The 17771-nt window shown below is 64.1% G+C and carries 16 protein-coding genes and 1 pseudogene; 16 read left to right on the plus strand and 1 reads right to left on the minus strand.

Going from position 1 to position 17771, the window contains the following annotated elements; all coding sequences use genetic code 11:
* Positions 1 to 561: FAD-dependent oxidoreductase (locus tag IT472_RS05560; protein ID WP_297179589.1), on the minus strand; the 561-nt coding region annotated here is incomplete at its 3' end.
* 168 nt (positions 562 to 729) lie between these two features.
* On the opposite strand from IT472_RS05560, the gene ald reads away from it, so the two are divergent.
* The 16 genes and pseudogenes from ald (at position 730) to nuoL (ending at position 17771) form a co-directional block, all read left to right on the plus strand.
* Positions 730 to 1803, plus strand: a complete 1074-nt coding sequence (ald, locus tag IT472_RS05565) for an alanine dehydrogenase (protein ID WP_297179591.1) — start codon at positions 730 to 732, stop codon at positions 1801 to 1803.
* Between the two features lie 129 nt (positions 1804 to 1932).
* Positions 1933 to 4215, plus strand: a pseudogene (locus IT472_RS05570) (DNA translocase FtsK 4TM domain-containing protein); the annotation flags it as partial.
* A gap of 77 nt (positions 4216 to 4292) precedes the next feature.
* A complete protein-coding gene (locus IT472_RS05575; protein ID WP_297179593.1) occupies positions 4293 to 4757 on the plus strand; it encodes a hypothetical protein in 465 nt (154 codons plus the stop codon).
* A 136-nt stretch (positions 4758 to 4893) separates the two neighbouring features.
* Positions 4894 to 5511, plus strand: a complete 618-nt coding sequence (gene lolA, locus IT472_RS05580; protein WP_297179595.1) for an outer membrane lipoprotein chaperone LolA — start codon at positions 4894 to 4896, stop codon at positions 5509 to 5511.
* Positions 5512 to 5778: 267 nt separating this feature from the next.
* Positions 5779 to 6135 (plus strand): NADH-quinone oxidoreductase subunit A, encoded by a 357-nt coding sequence (gene ndhC, locus IT472_RS05585; RefSeq protein ID WP_297179597.1) that lies wholly within the window; start codon positions 5779 to 5781, stop codon positions 6133 to 6135.
* On the plus strand, positions 6132 to 6722 hold the full coding sequence (locus IT472_RS05590; RefSeq protein ID WP_297179599.1) for an NADH-quinone oxidoreductase subunit B: 591 nt from the start codon (positions 6132 to 6134) through the stop codon (positions 6720 to 6722). Before ndhC ends, IT472_RS05590 begins: the two co-directional genes overlap by 4 nt.
* Positions 6719 to 7480: an NADH-quinone oxidoreductase subunit C gene (locus IT472_RS05595; protein WP_297179602.1), complete on the plus strand. Its 762-nt coding sequence runs from the start codon at positions 6719 to 6721 to the stop codon at positions 7478 to 7480. The genes IT472_RS05590 and IT472_RS05595 overlap by 4 nt, the downstream gene beginning before the upstream one ends.
* Complete coding sequence (locus IT472_RS05600; protein ID WP_297179606.1) at positions 7477 to 8787, plus strand: NADH-quinone oxidoreductase subunit D; 1311 nt, start codon at positions 7477 to 7479, stop codon at positions 8785 to 8787. Before IT472_RS05595 ends, IT472_RS05600 begins: the two co-directional genes overlap by 4 nt.
* A 139-nt stretch (positions 8788 to 8926) precedes the next feature.
* Positions 8927 to 9454 carry an NADH-quinone oxidoreductase subunit NuoE gene (gene nuoE / locus IT472_RS05605; protein ID WP_297179608.1) on the plus strand — a complete coding sequence of 176 codons (528 nt, stop codon included), beginning with the start codon at positions 8927 to 8929 and terminating at the stop codon, positions 9452 to 9454.
* Complete coding sequence (gene nuoF, locus IT472_RS05610) at positions 9454 to 10821, plus strand: NADH-quinone oxidoreductase subunit NuoF (protein WP_297179612.1); 1368 nt, start codon at positions 9454 to 9456, stop codon at positions 10819 to 10821. Before nuoE ends, nuoF begins: the two co-directional genes overlap by 1 nt.
* Positions 10818 to 13037 (plus strand): NADH-quinone oxidoreductase subunit NuoG, encoded by a 2220-nt coding sequence (gene nuoG / locus IT472_RS05615; RefSeq protein ID WP_297179615.1) that lies wholly within the window; start codon positions 10818 to 10820, stop codon positions 13035 to 13037. The genes nuoF and nuoG overlap by 4 nt, the downstream gene beginning before the upstream one ends.
* A gap of 23 nt (positions 13038 to 13060) precedes the next feature.
* On the plus strand, positions 13061 to 14137 hold the full coding sequence (gene nuoH / locus IT472_RS05620) for an NADH-quinone oxidoreductase subunit NuoH (RefSeq protein ID WP_297179618.1): 1077 nt from the start codon (positions 13061 to 13063) through the stop codon (positions 14135 to 14137).
* A gap of 7 nt (positions 14138 to 14144) precedes the next feature.
* Positions 14145 to 14636 carry an NADH-quinone oxidoreductase subunit NuoI gene (gene nuoI / locus IT472_RS05625; protein ID WP_297179621.1) on the plus strand — a complete coding sequence of 164 codons (492 nt, stop codon included), beginning with the start codon at positions 14145 to 14147 and terminating at the stop codon, positions 14634 to 14636.
* A gap of 11 nt (positions 14637 to 14647) precedes the next feature.
* Positions 14648 to 15295, plus strand: coding sequence for an NADH-quinone oxidoreductase subunit J (locus IT472_RS05630; RefSeq protein WP_297179624.1), 648 nt, complete (start codon positions 14648 to 14650; stop codon positions 15293 to 15295).
* Between the two features lie 8 nt (positions 15296 to 15303).
* Positions 15304 to 15615, plus strand: coding sequence for an NADH-quinone oxidoreductase subunit NuoK (nuoK, locus tag IT472_RS05635; RefSeq protein ID WP_297179746.1), 312 nt, complete (start codon positions 15304 to 15306; stop codon positions 15613 to 15615).
* Positions 15616 to 15704: 89 nt separating this feature from the next.
* A complete protein-coding gene (gene nuoL, locus IT472_RS05640; protein WP_297179627.1) occupies positions 15705 to 17771 on the plus strand; it encodes an NADH-quinone oxidoreductase subunit L in 2067 nt (688 codons plus the stop codon).

A 17771-nucleotide genomic window follows, 5' to 3' on the forward strand; every position in this document is an offset into this window, starting at 1 on the left:
CATGATCTTTTCCGCGCGCAGGGTGTCGCGGCGATGGACCAGGTAGACCTTGCGGGCGATGTTGGACAGGTACAGTGCTTCTTCGACCGCGGTGTTGCCGCCGCCGATCACCGCCACGTCCTGATCCCTGTAGAAGAAGCCGTCGCAGGTCGCGCAGGCGGAGACACCGCGGCCCTTGTAGGCCTCTTCGGAAGGCAGGCCGAGGTAGCGCGCGGTGGCGCCGGTGGCGATGATCAGTGCGTCGCAGGTGTATTCGCCGGAATCACCGACCAGCAGGAAGGGCCGCTGCGACAGGTCGGCGGTGTGGATGTGGTCGAACACCACTTCGGTTTCGAAGCGCTCGGCATGCGCCTGCATGCGTTCCATCAGCGCGGGCCCCATCAGGCCGTGGGCGTCGCCGGGCCAGTTGTCGACCTCGGTGGTGGTGGTCAGCTGGCCACCCATCTGCATGCCGGTGATGACCACCGGCTTGAGGTTGGCGCGGGCGGCGTAGACCGCGGCGGTCCAGCCGGCGGGGCCGGAGCCGAGGATCAACAGGCGAAGGTGGCGACGGGTGCTCATGGCGGGGTGCAATGTTCCTATAATTGACGGGATTCACGGATTTTACGGTCTGCCCTTAGCTTGGCGGCCGCTGCGCCACCTTACAAGGCATGCCCGGCGCAATACAGCCGTCTGCGGCTGGAACAGATTCACCCTCGCAACAACACCAGACATCGACAGGAGCAGGACATGCGTATCGGCGTACCGAAGGAAACCAAGACTTTGGAAGGGCGCGTTGCGCTCGTTCCGGCTGCTGCCGGCGATTTGGTCAAGCGTGGCCACGAGGTGTGGCTGGAGCAGGGTGCGGGCATACAGTCCGGCTTCGTCGACGAGCAATACACCCGTCTCGGCGTGAAGATCGCGCCGGATGCCGCGGCCCTGTATGAGAAGGGCGAGATGATCGTCAAGGTCAAGGAGCCGATCGCCGGCGACCTGCAACTCCTGCGAAAGGATCACCTGCTGTTCTGCTATCTGCACTTGGCCGCTGAACCGGCCTTGACCAAGCGCTTGCTTGAAATCGGCCTGACTGGTGTTGCCTTCGAGACGGTGGAACTGGCCGACGGCGAACTGCCGCTGCTGGCGCCGATGTCGGTGATCGCCGGCACCCTGGCGACCCAGGTCGGCACCCATCTGCTGCACCAGCCGATGGGCGGCAAGGGCAAGATGCTGGGAGGCTTGGCCGCGACCGAGCGCGGCAAGGTGGTGGTGTTCGGTGCCGGCAAGGCCGGTGGTGCATCCGCCGCGCTCGCCGCCGCCGCCGGAGCCAATGTCACCGTGTTCGAAATGCGCCACGACCGCATGGACGAGATGCGCCGCCTCGGCAACAACGTGACCGCGCTGTATCCGTACCATGACCTTGTCGCCAGCGAAGTGGCCTCGGCCGACTTGGTGGTGGGCGCGGTGCTGGTGACCGGCGCGCGTGCACCACACGTACTCAGTCGAGAAATGATCGCCGGCATGGAGCCAGGCAGCGTGGTGGTGGATATTGCGATTGACCAAGGCGGTTGCTTCGAAACCTCGCGTCCGACCAACTGGAAGGAGCCAACCTATGTTGAGGAGGGCGTGACCCATTTCTGCGTGACCAATATGCCGGGCGCAGTGCCGCAGACCTCGTCACAGGCGATCTGCGCGGCGATCCTGCCGTGGGTCAACCGGCTGGCTGCTTCCGGCGATGCATGGCGCAGCAATGCGGCCTTGTTGAAGGGGATCAATGTGGAAGCCGGGAAGATCGTCCATCCGGCGCTGCATGGCATGGAACTTTGACGTATTATCAATCAGGTGCGAAGTATTCCTGAGGTCAGATAGCAGGTGGCGAAAGCGGCAGCCGACGTTCGCAAACCCGGTCGAAAAGCGCCGCCGCGAGGCGGCGACGATCGACCATCGTCACCGTCCAGACTGTGGCGTGACCTTGCGCTGATCGCGATTGCGCCGCTGTTGCTGTATCTGCTGGTCAGCCTGGTGACCTACACGCCTGCGGATCCCGGCTGGGACCGCGGCGGCAGCCTGTTGTTGCCGGTCCACAACCTCGGCGGAATCGCTGGGGCGTGGATTGCGAGCTTCCTGCTGTTCCTGGCAGGCTATGTCGCCTTCCTGTTGCCGGTCGTGCTCGGCGTGATCGCGTGGATTGCGCTGTTCGGCATGGACAGTGATGGCGATGGCCATGCCGATCTCGGGCCGGCGTTGCGCTTGGTCGGCATCGTCGGTTTCCTGGTCGCCAGTTGCGGCCTGCTGTTCCTGCGCGACGTGGCTGCCAATGACTATTCCGCAGGCCCCGGCGGCATCCTCGGCACCCTCACCGGGCGCTCGCTGCTGCATGGTTTCGGGCCGGTCGGGGCGAACCTGTTCCTGGTCACCTTGTTCCTGATATCGGTCACCCTGGCAACCGGCTTGTCGTGGCTGCTGGTGATGGATCGGATCGGTGCCTGGATTCTGGCCCTTCCGAGTCTGCTGGATCGCAGCGCGCGGCAGGGCGCGAAGACCGCGAGCGAGTGGAACGAAGCACGCACGTTGCGCGAGGAGCGCGAGGAGGCGCGTCGCGCCGACAGCGAACTGCGCGCCAAGCGTGACAAGGTCAAGATCGAGCCGCCGGCGACGCCGGTGGTTGAAAAGAGTGATCGTGCCAAGCGCGAACAGCAGATCCCACTGTTTTCCGGTGGCAGTACGGGCTCGGATCGCCTGTCGTTGTCCTTGCTCGATCCGCCCAAGCTGCAGCCCAAGGGCTACGACGCCGAGACGCTTGAAACGCTGTCGCGGCAGATCGAATTCAAGCTCAAGGATTTCCGCATCGATGTCGAGGTGAAGGAAGCCCAACCGGGCCCGGTGATCACCCGCTTCGAAGTGCAGCCGGCGCCGGGCGTGAAGGTCAGCCAGATTTCTTCGCTGGACAAGGATATTGCGCGCGGCCTGTCGGTGAAATCGGTGCGCGTGGTCGACGTGATTCCCGGCAAGTCGGTGATCGGGATCGAGATCCCGAACTCCCGCCGTGAAATGATTTACCTGTCGGAATTGCTCGACTCCAACGAATACGACAAATCGTCCAGCCCGCTGACATTGGCGCTGGGCAAGGGCATCAGCGGCCAGCCGGTGGTGGCGGACCTGGCGCGCATGCCGCATCTGCTGGTGGCGGGCACGACCGGCTCCGGCAAGTCGGTGGCAGTCAATGCGATGGTGCTCAGCCTGTTGTTCAAGGCCTCCTCGAAAGACCTGAGGATGCTGATGATCGACCCGAAGATGCTGGAATTGTCGGTCTACCAAGGCATTCCGCACTTGCTGGCACCTGTCGTCACCGACATGAAGGAAGCTGCCAACGGCCTGCGCTGGTGCGTGGCGGAAATGGAGCGTCGTTACAAATTGATGAGCGCGGTGGGCGTGCGCAACCTCGCCGGGTTCAACAAGAAGGTGAAGGACGCCATCAACGCCGGCCAGCCCATGCTGGACCCGTTGTTCAAGGGCGATCCGGATGCGGGCATGGCACCGCCGACGTTGGAGCCGTTGCCCTTCATCGTTGTCTTCATCGACGAATTTGCCGACATGATGATGATCGTCGGCAAGAAGGTCGAGGAACTCATCGCCCGTCTCGCGCAGAAGGCGCGTGCGTCCGGCATCCACCTGATCCTCGCCACCCAACGGCCGTCGGTGGACGTGATCACCGGCCTGATCAAGGCCAATATCCCCACCCGGATTGCATTCCAGGTCAGCAGCAAGATCGATAGCCGCACCATCCTCGATCAGTCCGGCGCCGAGACCCTGCTGGGCAATGGCGACATGCTCTACCTGCCGCCCGGCACCGCATTGCCCGAGCGCGTGCACGGTGCATTCGTCTCCGACGAGGAAGTGCATCGCGTGGTCGAGCATCTCAAGCAGGGCAGTACCGGCCCGGATTACATCGAAGGCGTGCTGGAAGAGTCACAGACGATGTACGACGGCAGCAGCGTCGGTGCCGGTGGCTTGCCGGAGGCGCCGGCCAGCGGCGATCCGGAAGGCGACCCGCTCTACGACCAAGCCGTGCAGATCGTCACCGAATCCCGCCGCGCGTCGATTTCCGGCGTGCAGCGTCGGCTCAAGATCGGCTACAACCGGGCGGCACGGTTGATGGAGGCGATGGAAGCCGCCGGCGTGGTCAGCGCACCCGAGCACAACGGCGATCGCGCCGTGCTGGCGCCGCCGCCGCGTTGAAGTGTCGCGAGCCTGCGGCCCACGGCGCGTATGCAGTGCATAATGCGGCCGCCCTGATTTCAAGCACGAGACCGATCATGAAGAAGCGCGCGTTGTGCATCGCACTGCTGCTCTGCGCAGTTGCCCCTGCGGCAACTGCGGGGCCCTACGGCGAGGCGCTCGGAAAGTGCATGGTCGAGCGCTCGACCGATGCGGACAAGCAGGAACTCGTGGAATGGATCTTCTCGGCCTTGGCCTACAACCCGCAGATCAGCCAGTACGCGCGGATGAGCTCTGACCAGCATGCGCAGATCGACTCCCGGATGGCGTCCCTGGTGGAGAAGCTGCTGACGGATTATTGCAGGGACGAAGCCGGCAAGGCATTCCGCTACGAGGGCGGCACGGCGTTCAGCGATGCATTCAAGATGCTCGGCGAGGTTGCGGGGCAGCAGATTTTCGACTCGCCCGCCGTGACCACGGGTGCGATGAATTTCACCCATTTCATCGATCTGCCTAAGTTGGTGGAATCCTTAGGTGCACCGAAGGATTCAGTGGCCAAGTGATCGTTTCGCCACGCATGTGTCGTCGCACGTTCGGGCTGCATGGAATCGCCAACTGCCACGCACATGCCGTGGCGCGCTCTCGCTTGATTCAGCGACCATCCCGCACACTGGTCGCAATCACGTCGGATTACGCACCATGAACATGCTTGCTTCCGCTGCTGTTGCCGGTTTGTTGCTTTGCTCCGGGTTCGCACACGCCGGTGCGCGCGATGATCTGAAGGCATTTTCTGCCGGCCTGCGCGGTCTGGACGGACAGTTCAAGCAGGACGTGTTCGACCCGCAGGGGCGCAAGAAGGACACCAGTTCCGGGCGGGTTGCCATGTCCACGCCGAACCTGTTCCGCTGGGAATACCGGCAGCCGTATGTGCAGTTGATCGTCGCCGATGGCAAGACCGTGTGGGTGTTCGATCCCGACCTGAAGCAAGTCAGTCGTCGCCCGCAAGGCGTGGAGGAGGCCAGCAGTCCGCTCGCCATCCTGCTCGACCCGACTCGCCTCGATCGCGATTTCATCGTCCAGGAAGGCGGTGATGCCGATGGCATCGATTGGATGACGATCAGGCCGCGCTCCGCCGAGGCCGGTTTCCGCAGCGCGCGGATCGGTTTCATCCGCAATCAGTTGCTGCGGATGGAATACGAAGATGCGCTCGGGCAGCGTACCGAGATCCAGTTCAGCGGTTGGAAGCGCAACCCGACCTTTGCTGCTGGCACCTTCAGCTTCAAGCCGCCGGCGGGCGTGGACGTGATCGGGGGCTGATTCCCGAGTCGGGTCCGGGCATGTTCCGGACCCGATGGACGCTCCGGCCAACCTCTTCCCTGCACTCAGCGGGCAGCCGGATCGACCGCATTGCCGATGCAATGCGAACCGTTCTCGACAAGTGGGGGGTGTATTTGCGTCAAGTCAAAGTCTGGGCTGAAAACATGGTGCGGGTCTGGCCCGCGCCGCATCACGGCGGGTAGAATACGCGGCTGTTGACCGACGCTCCGGTTGTCGTCGGGCCATCGAACTCCGCATGAGGCAAGCGTGCTGGCCGAGTATCTGCCCCCCCTGCTGTTTCTGATCGTCGCCACCGGGATCGGCATCGCGCTGATCATCATCGGCAACGTGCTGGGCACCAAGCGCCCGAGTCCCGAGAAGCTCTCGCCCTACGAGTGCGGCTTCGAAGCATTCGAGAACGCGCGCATGCCGTTCGACGTGCGCTACTACTTGGTCGCGATCCTGTTCGTCGTGTTCGATCTGGAAATCGCCTTCGTGTTCCCGTGGGCGCTGGTGTTCCGCGAACTCGGGGTATTCGGCCTCGTCGAGATGGGCACCTTCCTCGTGTTGCTGGTGATCGGTTTCGCGTACGTGTGGAAGCGCGGCGCGCTGGAGTGGGAATGAGCAACCTCGTCCAAGGCGTACTGGATCTTGCCAACAATCCGCTGCCCGAGGGGCGACTGGATGACATCCTGCGGGTGGGCGATGGCAATCCGCTGCAGCAGAATGGCTTCGTCACCACCAGCATGGACGCCCTCTGGAACTGGGCGCGTACCGGCTCGATGTGGCCGATGACCTTCGGCCTGGCTTGCTGCGCGGTGGAAATGATGCACGCCGGTGCGGCGCGCCTCGATCTTGACCGCTACGGCGTCGTGTTCCGGCCGTCGCCGCGCCAGTCCGACGTGATGATCGTGGCCGGCACCTTGGTCAACAAGATGGCGCCGGCGCTGCGCAAGGTCTATGACCAGATGCCCGACCCCAAGTGGGTGATCTCGATGGGCAGCTGCGCCAACGGTGGCGGCTATTACCACTATTCCTATTCGGTGGTGCGCGGCTGTGACCGTGTGGTACCGGTGGATGTCTACGTGCCGGGGTGCCCGCCGACCGCTGAAGCGCTGGTCTACGGCATCCTGCAACTGCAGAAGAAAATCCGTCGCCTTGAGCAAAATCCCTTCTCGAAGGCGCCCAAGGCCGAGGGCACGCGGGCATGAGCGCGTCCCTGGTGGAAGCGCTGGGTGCGCGATTCGGCGTTGATGCGGTCAAGGTCGCGCAGCCGCGCGGTGAGGTGACGCTGGACCTGTCCCCGGATGGCTGGTTGTCGGCGGCCACCGAACTCCGCGACAGCTTCGGTTTCGACACCTTCATCGACCTGTGCGGGGTGGACTACCTTGGCTACGGCAACGACGAGTGGGACAGCACCGAGGCATCATGGCACGGCTTCGGGCGCGGCGCGGAAGGCTACGGCCCAGGCCGCTTCAATTGGGGTGAAGAGCCCAGCCATCAGGCATCGACAACGATAGGCATCGCCCCCGACCAACGTCCGACCCGGCGTTTCGCGGTCGTGCTCCAACTGTTGTCGATCAGGAACAACCAGCGCTTGACCCTGCGTTGCTTTGCTCCTGACGACGGCCTTCCCGTGGTGCCTTCGGTCACCGGCATCTGGCGCGGCGCGGACTGGTTCGAGCGCGAGGCCTTCGACCTGTATGGCGTGATTTTCGATGGCCATCCGGATCTGCGCCGGATCCTTACCGACTATGGCTTCATCGGCCATCCGTTCCGCAAGGACTTCCCGCTGATCGGAAACGTCGAGGTGCACTACGATGCCGAGCGCAAGCGCGTGGTCTACGCGCCGGTCACCAGCGTGTCCCCGCGGGTGGGCGTGGCCCGCGTGATCCGCGACGACAGCCGCTTCCCGACCGCGGAAGAGGAAGCCACGCATCGCATCCTCGACCGGGAGACCCGCCGATGAACGCGCCCGTTTCCCCGAGCCCGGAGCCGTTTGCGAGCAATCCCGCCGAAGCGCGTCAGGAAATCCGCAACTACACCCTGAACTTCGGCCCCCAGCACCCGGCCGCGCACGGCGTGCTGCGCCTGATCCTGGAAATGGACGGCGAAGTGGTGCGCCGGGCCGATCCGCACGTCGGCCTTCTGCATCGTGGCACCGAGAAGCTGGCCGAATCCAAGCCGTTCAACCAGTCGATTCCGTACATGGACCGGCTCGATTACGTCTCGATGATGTGCAACGAGCACGCTTACGTGCGCGCCATCGAAACCCTGGTGGGGATCGAGGTGCCCGAGCGCGGGCAGTGGATCCGCACGATGTTCGATGAGATCACCCGCATCCTCAACCATCTGATGTGGTTGGGTTCGAACGGGTTGGATCTCGGCGCAATGGCGGTGTTCCTTTACACCTTCCGCGAGCGCGAAGAGTTGATGGACACCTACGAGGCGGTCTCCGGCGCGCGCATGCACGCGGCCTACTACCGCCCGGGCGGGGTCTACCGCGACCTGCCGGACCACATGCCCAAGTACAAGGAATCGCCCTGGCACAAGGGCAGCAAGCTCAAGCGCTTCAACGAAGCGCGTGAAGGCTCGCTGCTGGATTACCTGCAGCGATTCACCGAAACCTTCCCGGACCGCATCGACGAATACGAAACCCTGTTGACCGAGAACCGCATCTGGAAGCAGCGCACGGTCGGCATTGGCGTCGTCACCCCCGAGCAGGCCAAGGCCTGGGGCATGAGTGGTCCGATGCTGCGCGGCTCCGGGATCGAATGGGACCTGCGCAAGAAGCAGCCCTACGCGAAGTACGCCGAGGTCGATTTCGACATCCCGGTGGGCGTCAACGGCGACTGCTATGACCGCTACCTGGTGCGGGTGGCCGAGATGCGCCAGTCCAACCGCATCATCGCCCAGTGCGTGAAGTGGCTGAAGGCCAACCCCGGCCCGGTGATGGTCAACAACTACAAGGTCGCGCCGCCCAGCCGCACCGAAATGAAGCACAGCATGGAAGCGCTGATCCACCACTTCAAGCTGTTCTCGGAAGGCTATTGCGTGCCGGCCGGCGAGACCTACGCCGCGGTGGAAGCGCCCAAGGGCGAGTTCGGTTGCTATCTGGTCAGCGATGGCGCCAACAAGCCGTTCCGCGTGCACCTGCGCGCGCCGGGCTTCGCCCATCTGTCCTCGATGGATGAGATCGTGAAGGGCCACATGCTCTCCGACGTGGTGGCGATGATCGGCACGTATGACCTGGTATTTGGTGAGGTGGATCGATGAGCCTGCGTGCCCCTGCTTGCCATCGCGTTGTTGCGCGGCACCGCGTCGATCCGCATTTGCACCCGGGCAAACCCCGGTCGCCACGGCACCGCACGCCTAGCGCTGGCATCGCTGTGGCGACGCAGGAGGAGGTTTCCCGATGAAGGCCACCGGCAATTTCGAAGCCTGCCGCAGCGTCGACCCGATGGTGGCGCTGTCGGACGCCACCCGCGGCCACATCGACCATTGGCTGACCAAGTTCCCGGCCCAGCAGAAGCGTTCGGCGGTGCTGCAGGGCCTGTTTGCCGCGCAAGAGCAAAACGGCGGTTGGCTGACCGATGAATTGATCGCAGCGGTGGCCAAGTACCTCGGCATTCCTCCGGTCTGGGCCTACGAGGTCGCGAGCTTCTATTCGATGTTCGAACTGGAACCGGTCGGGCGCAACAGCGTCTCGTTCTGCACCAACATCAGCTGTTGGCTCAACGGTGCCGAAGACTTGGTCGCCCATGCCGAAAAGAAACTTGGCGTGAAGTTGGGCGAGACCACGGCGGATGGTCGGGTGTACCTGCGCTGCGAGGAAGAGTGCGTGGCCGGGTGCTGTGGCGCACCGGTGGCGGTGGTCAACGGCCACTACCACGAGAAACTCACGCCGCAGACGGTCGACGCGCTGCTGGACGGGCTGAAGTAATGATCGGACACACCTACTACTCGGAAGCCACGGGCCCGGTCGGTCCGGCGCCGAAAGAACATCAGGCGGTTTACACCACGCTGCATTTCGATCGCCCGTGGTCGTACGAGAATTACCTCAAGACCGGCGGTTACCAGGCATTGCGCAAGCTCCTGACCGAGAAAATCCCGCCGGCGCAGGTGATCGATATCGTCAAGGCCTCGGGCCTCCGCGGTCGCGGTGGCGCGGGTTTCCCGACCGGGCTGAAGTGGAGCTTCATGCCCAAGCATGAAGGCGAGAAGTACATCCTGTGCAATTCCGACGAATCCGAGCCGGGCACCTGCAAGGACCGCGACATCCTGCGCTACAACCCGCATTCGGTGATCGAGGGCCTGGCGATCGCCTGCTACGCCACCAACACCCGCGCGGCCTACAACTACATGCGCGGTGAGTTCCATCTGGAGCCGTTCGAGCATATCGAAGAGGCGCTGGCCGAGGCCTACAAGCACGGCTGGCTGGGCAAGAACATCCTCGATTCCGGCATCGATATCGACATCTACAACGCACTCGGCGCGGGCGCGTACATCTGCGGCGAGGAAACCGCGCTGATGGAGTCGCTGGAAGGCAAGAAGGGCCAGCCGCGCTACAAGCCGCCGTTCCCGGCCAACTTCGGGCTGTACGGCAAGCCGACCACGATCAACAACACCGAAACCTACGCCTCGGTGCCGGCGATCATCCGCAATGGTCCCGAGTGGTTCATGGCCCAGGGCATCGCCAACAGCGGGGGCTGCAAGATCTTCTCGGTGTCGGGGCACGTCAACAACCCCGGCAATCACGAAGTGAAGATGGGCATCCCGTTCAAGGACCTGCTTGCATTGTGCGGCGGCGTGCGCAATGGCCACAAGCTCAAGGCCGTGATTCCGGGTGGGTCCTCGATGCCGGTGCTGCCGGGCGAGGTGATGATGGGCCTGACCATGGATTACGACAGCATCAAGAACGCCGGATCGGGGCTGGGTTCTGGCGCGGTGATCGTGATGGACGAGACCACCTGCATGGTGCGCGCCTGCCAACGCATCAGCCGCTTCTACAAAAACGAGAGCTGTGGCCAGTGCACGCCCTGCCGCGAAGGCACCGGCTGGATGAACCGCATGCTCAACCGCATCGCCAACTTCCAGGCCAACCTCGATGACCTCAAGATGCTTCGCGCGGCGGCCGGACAGATCGAAGGCCACACCATTTGCGCCTTCGGCGAGGCCGCGGCGTGGCCGGTGCAGGGCTTCCTGCGGCATTACTGGCACGAATTCGAATACGCCATCGTGAACAAGCGGTTCTATGTCGACGACGAACGTGCAGGCACCTTGGCCAAGCCCGTGCAGGGGGTGGCGTGATGGTTGATCCCGTCAACCCGAGCCTGCCACCGGACCAGGTCACCGTCTTCATCGACGGGATCGAGCTAGCTGCACCGAAGGGCTCGATGATCATCCAGGCCGCTGACAAGGCCGGGATTCCGATCCCACGCTTCTGCTACCACCCCAAGTTGCCGATCGCGGCCAACTGCCGCATGTGCATGGTCGATACCGAAGTCGGTGGTCGCCCAGCGCCCAAGCCGTCGCCAGCCTGCGCCACGCCGGTGATGGACGGCATGAAGATCTTCACGCACAACGCCAAGGCCATGCAGGCACAGCGCAACGTGATGGAATTCCTGCTCATCAACCACCCGCTGGACTGCCCGGTCTGCGATCAGGGCGGCGAATGCGAGCTGCAGGATCTGGCGCTGGGCTACGGGCGTTCGGTCAACCGCTTCGTCGAGAGCAAGCGATCGGTGGCCGACGAGAACCTCGGTCCCTTGGTGTCCAGCGACATGACCCGCTGCATCCACTGCACCCGCTGCATCCGGGTGACGGCCGAAATCGCCGGCACCTACGAACTGGGCGGGATGTACCGTGGCGAAAACCTGCAGATCGGCACCTTTGATGGCAAGCCCTTGACCACCGAGCTGTCCGGCAACGTGATCGATGTCTGTCCGGTCGGCGCGCTGACCGACAAGGTGTATCGGTTCAAGGCGCGGCCGTGGGAGCTGATTGCGCGGCCGTCGCTGGGCTACCACGACGCGCTCGGCAGCAACCTGTTCCTGCACACCCGCCGGGGCGAGGTCCTGCGCTGCGTGCCGCGCGGCAACGAAGCGGTCAACGAATGCTGGCTGTCCGACCGCGACCGCTACGCCCGCGCCGGGCTGTACAGCGACGACCGTGCCGTGGCGCCGATGGTGCGCGAGGGCGACCAGCTGCGTGAAGCCAGTTGGGACGAAGCGCTGGCGCGCGCCGTGCAGATCCTCAGCGACCACCGTGGCGACGACCTTGGCATGCTGGTGCACCCGGCGACCTCGAACGAGGAGGGTGAGCTGCTGGCGCGCCTGGCCGAAGGCCTGGGCTGCGGCAACATCGACCACCGCATCGCCCAGCTCGACCTGTCCGACGGCGCCGTGGCCGAGCCATTTGCCATGCGGGTGGCGGAGATCGACACGGCCGACGCGATCATCATCATCGGCAGCAACCTGCGCCACGAGGTGCCACTGTTGCACCAGCGCATCCGCAAGGCATGGAAGGCGGGTGCGCGGGTGTTCGTGGTCAATCCGGTGGATTTCGATTTCACCTTCGGCAGCGCCGGCAAGCAGATCGTGCCGCCCTCGAAGCTCGCTGCTGCGCTGGCCGAGCTCGACATCGGCGAGGCCGCCCGTGCCGCGGTCCTGATCGGCGAAGTGGCGGAAAATGGGCCGTATGCGGCTGCCATCCGGGCCGCCGCCGTCGCATTCGCCCGGCGCGTTGGTGCCAAGCTGTGCCGGATCCCGCAGGGTGCCAATGCCGTGGGCCTGTCGCGCCTCGGCGTGTTGCCGACCAAGCGCGGTGCGCGGGACATGCTCCGTGAACGCCGCGGCGCCTACCTCGTGCATGGCATCGAGCCGGCGCTGGACGTGGTGGACCCACGCGCGACGATGGAAGCGCTGGGCGCCGCCAAGGTCATCGCGCTGAACGCCTATGCCAGCGAATCGCTCAAGGCCGTGGCCGACGTGCTGCTGCCAATCGGCGCGTTCCCTGAGACCGAGGCCAGCCTGACCAACCTCGAAGGCATCGAGCAACAGGCGCTCCCTGCCGGCAAGCTGCCGGGCGCGGCGCACTCTGGCTGGCGCGTGCTGCGGGCGCTGGGTGGAGACATGGCCGTGCCCGGTTTCGAATTCACGACCCTCGATGAACTGCGCGGCAGTCTGGCTTCCAGGACCGTCACCGTGGCTAGGGGCGCGGCGCCGCAAGTCGGCAGTGGCCTGGAGGTTGCCGTGACCCGCGCCATCTATCGCAGCGATGCGGTGGTCCGCCGCAGCGAGGCACTGCAATCGCATCCGCTGACCAAGGGTCCGTGCGCCAGCGTGCATCCGGAGACAGCCGCTGCCGTGGGTGTGCTGCATGATGCAATGGGGCGCTTGGGCGCCGCCACGCTGCCGGTCATGCGCGATGCCCGGGTGGCCCGCGGCTGCGTGTGGATCGAATCCGGCCATGTCGCTACCGCGCCGCTCGCGGCCGTGTCCAATGTGAGCCTTGCCCGCCCATGATTTCCGCGACCTTCAATCCACTGATGACCTACGCCATCGACCCGCTGCGCGACGCGCTGCTGGGCTTTGGGACTCTCGGTGCGCTGGCATGGATCATCGTCAAGATCCTCGTGATTGCGGTGCCGGTGATCATTTCCGTGGCGTTCTACGTGGTCTGGGAGCGCAAGCTGATCGGCTGGATGCACGTGCGCCACGGGCCGATGTACGTCGGTTGGGGCGTGCTGCAGGCGTTTGCCGATGTGTTCAAGTTGCTGTTCAAGGAAGTGGTGCAGCCCAGCGTGGCCCACCGCGTGCTGTTCCGGCTTGCCCCGATGCTGATGCTGGTGCCGGCGTTCGCGGCCTGGGCGGTGGTTCCGTTCGATGCACGGGTGGTGCTGTCCAACGCCAACGCCGGCGTGCTGTACCTGTTGGTGATGACATCCTTGGGCATCTACGGCGTGATCATCGCCGGCTGGGCCAGCAACTCGAAGTACGCCTTCCTCGGCGCGATGCGCGCATCGGCGCAGATGATCAGCTACGAAATCGCCGCCGGCTTCGCCCTGGTTGGCGTGCTGGTCGCGGCCGGCAGCCTGAACCTGAGCGAGATCGTGATGGCGCAGTCGGGCAACGGCGGTTTCACCGAGTGGTTCTGGATCCCGCTGGCGCCACTGTTCGTCATTTACTTCGTCTCCGGCATTGCCGAGACCAACCGCCTGCCGTTCGACGTGGTCGAAGGCGAGTCGGAAATCGTCGCCGGCCACATGGTCGAATATTCCGGTTCGCAGTTCGCGCTGTTCTTCCTGGCCGAATACGCCAACATGATCCTGGTCAGCATCCTGACCCCGATCTTCTTCCTTGGCGGCTGGCTGTCTCCCATTCCGGCGGCGTGGATTCCCGATGTGCCGGTGCTGTCCACCGTGCTCGGCGACGGCTGGTGGTGGCTGATGGCCAAGATGTTCTTCTTCGCCAGCTGCTTCATCTGGTTCCGTGCCGCGTTCCCGCGCTACCGCTACGACCAGATCATGCGGCTGGGCTGGAAGGTGTTCATCCCGATCACCATCGCGTGGATTTTCGTGACCGCGCTGCTGGTGTATTTCGGCATTCTCGTGGCCGGGCAGTGAGGGCGCGATGAGCAAGGTTGTTTCCTACTTCAAGAGCCTGTTGCTGCTGGAACTGATCGGTGGCCTGTGGCTGACCCTGAAGTACCTGTTCCGTCCGAAGTACACGCTGATGTACCCGATGGAAAAGACCCCGATGTCGCCGCGTTTCCGCGGCATCCATGCGCTGCGCCGCTACGCCAACGGTGAAGAGCGCTGCATCGCCTGCAAGCTGTGCGAGGCGGTGTGTCCGGCGCTGGCGATCACCATCGAAGCTGGCCCCCGCGCCGACGATGGCACCCGCCGTACCACACGTTACGAGATCGATCTCTTCAAGTGCATCTTCTGCGGGTTTTGCGAGGAGTCCTGCCCGACCGACTCGATCGTCGAGACCCACGTCCACGAATATCACTTCGAACACCGCGGCGAGAACATCCTGACCAAGCCCAAGCTGCTGGCGATCGGTGACCGCCTCGAAACCGAAATCGCGCAGCGCCGCGGCGCCGACGCCCCGTATCGCTGAAGCAGGCACGCATGGACTTCGACTATCCAACCCTGTCCTTCCTGTGCTCGGCGGCGGTTGCGACCGTGGCTGCGCTGGCCGCGATCAGCGCCCGCAACACGGTCCACGCCGTGCTGTGGCTGGTGTTGACCTTCGTCTCGGTGGCCTGCACCTGGATCGTCGGCAATGCCGAGTTCCTTGGCCTGATGCTGGTGCTGGTCTACGTCGGCGCGGTGATGGTGCTGTTCCTGTTCGTGGTGATGATGCTGGACATGGACCGGGTGCCACTGCGAGAGGGCTTCGTGCGCTACTTGCCGGTTGGCTTGGTGGTCGCTGCGGTGATGTTGGCGCAAATGCTGGTGCTGGTCGGCGTGCGCAGTGCCGTCGAAATCCCGCTGCCGGCGGATCCGGCGGCAGCCGCAGGCACGTCCAATGCCCAGTGGCTGGCGCATACGCTGTTCACCAACTTCCTGCTGCCGTTCGAAGTGGCGGCGGTGATCCTGACCGTGGCTGTGGTGGCGGCGGTGATGTTGACCCTGCGCCGACGCGAGGGTACCCGACACCAGAATCCGTCCGAGCAGGTACGGGCCCGTCCTTCCGACCGCCTGCGGATGGTGAAGATGCAGGCCGTGCGCAAGGTGGCCCAAGAACCTGCGTCCAGCGAGGAGGCCAAGCCGTGAACGCTCTCCTGACAGGGCTCTCCCTTGGCCATTACCTCGCGCTGGGCGCGGTGCTGTTCTGCATCAGCGTGGCTGGCCTGTTCCTGAACCGCAAGAACGTGATCATGCTGCTGGTGTCCCTGGAGCTGATCTTGCTGTCGGTCAACATCAACTTCGTGGCCTTCTCTCGCGCCATGGGCGATGCCGCGGGGCAGGTGTTCGTGTTCTTCATCCTGACCGTGGCAGCCGCGGAAGCGGCGATCGGCCTCGCGATCTTGGTGACCCTGTTCCGCAACCGCCGCAGCATCGACGTGGCGGATATCGACACGCTGAAAGGGTGAGTTGAAGTTCCTCCGGCCGGGTCGGAGGATCGAAGCGACGTACGCGGTTCCATACAACACGCAAGACAAGAACCAGACAAGACGACCCAATGGCCATTTCGCAAACCCATCTCGTCCTGATCGTCCTGCTGCCGCTGCTGGGCGCGCTGATCGCGGGCCTGTTCGGTCGCTTCGTCGGGCGCGCGGGCGCGCACACGGTGACCATTCTTGGCGTCGCCGCCAGCTGCGCGCTGTCCTGCCACGTGCTGTGGCAGCTGTTGCAGGGCGCACCGACGTTCAACGAGGACGTCTACGGTTGGCTGCAGGCCGGCAGCATTTCGGTGAACGTCGGTTTCATGATCGACAAGCTCAGCGCGATGATGATGGTGGTCGTCACCTTCGTCTCGCTGCTGGTGCACATCTACACCATCGGCTACATGGCCGAGGACGAGGGTTACACGCGCTTCTTCAGCTACATCTCGCTGTTCACCTTCAGCATGCTGATGCTGGTGATGAGCAACAACTTCATGCAGCTGTTCTTCGGCTGGGAGGCGGTGGGCCTGGTGTCCTACCTGCTGATCGGCTTCTGGTACAAGAAGCCGACCGCGGTATTCGCCAACCTCAAGGCGTTCCTGGTCAACCGCGTCGGTGACTTCGGCTTCCTGCTCGGCATCTCCGGCGTGCTGCTGTGGATCGGTTCTCTCGACTACGGCACCGTGTTTTCGCATGCGGATGCGATCCGCGGCGCCACCGTGGAGATCCTGCCGGGCCATGCTTGGTCGATCGCCACCGTGATCTGCATCTGCCTGTTCATCGGTGCGATGGGCAAGTCGGCACAGGTGCCGTTGCACGTCTGGTTGCCGGATTCGATGGAAGGTCCGACGCCCATTTCGGCGCTGATCCATGCCGCGACCATGGTGACCGCGGGCATCTTCATGGTGGCGCGGATGTCGCCGCTGTTCGAGCTGTCGCAGACCGCGCTCAACTTCGTTTTGTTCATCGGCGCGACCACGGCGTTCTGGACCGGACTGATCGGCATGGTGCAGAACGACATCAAGCGGGTGGTGGCGTACTCCACGCTGTCGCAGCTGGGCTACATGACGGTGGCGTTGGGCGTGTCGGCCTATTCGGCGGCGGTCTACCACCTGATGACCCATGCCTTCTTCAAGGCGCTGCTGTTCCTTGGTGCCGGCTCGGTCATCATCGGCATGCACCACGAGCAGGACATGCGCAAGATGGGCGGCCTGCGCAAGTACATGCCGATCACCCACATTACCATGTGGATCGGCACGCTGGCGCTGGTGGCGATGCCGTTCTTCAGCGGTTACTACTCCAAGGACACCATCATCGTTGCTGCAGAGATGCACGCGGCGGCGCACCCAGGCGATCTGATCGCGCAATACGGCCAATGGGCGGTGATCCTGGGCGCGTTCGTCACCAGTTTCTACAGTTTCCGCCTGCTGTACCTCACCTTCTTTGGCGAGGAGCGCTTCCGCGTGGCCCATGGGCACGATGATCATGCGAACGATGCGCACCACGATGACCACGCGCACGGCCACCACGGTCCGCACGAGCCGCACGAGTCGCCTTGGGTGGTCACCCTGCCGCTGGTGGTGCTGGCGGTCGCCTCGCTCGTGATCGGGTTCTTCACCGCCGGGCCGATGCTGTTCGGCACCGACATCCTGGGCCATGTGCAGCAAACACCGTTCTTCGCCGGTGCGATCCAGGTGCTGCAGCAGAACGACATGGTGGCCAAGGTTGCCGAGGAATTCCACGGGCCTGTTGCCTTCGCACTGCATGGCTTCACGACGCTCCCGTTCGGCTTGGCCTTCCTCGGATTCGCGGCAGCGACCTTGCTGTACTTGGTCAAGCCCGGGCTGCGCACCGGCATCACCCGTGCGCTGGCCGCCCCGATCCGCCTGCTTGATCGCAAGTACTACATGGACGACCTGTGGATCAATGGATTCGCCGGCGGTAGCGTGCAGCTCGGCAAGGCATCGAACCTGGCCGACAGCCGCGTGATCGATGGCCTGTTCGTCAATGGCAGCGTCAACTTGATCGGCGTGGTGGCCGCGATTTCCCGCAAGGTGCAGTCCGGCTACCTCTACCACTACGCCTTCGCAATGATCGTTGGACTCGTGGCCCTGCTTGCCATGATCCACCACTTCTGGGCGTAA

Source organism: Thermomonas sp. (genome assembly GCF_020850895.1).
In the GTDB taxonomy this organism is placed as follows: domain Bacteria; phylum Pseudomonadota; class Gammaproteobacteria; order Xanthomonadales; family Xanthomonadaceae; genus Thermomonas.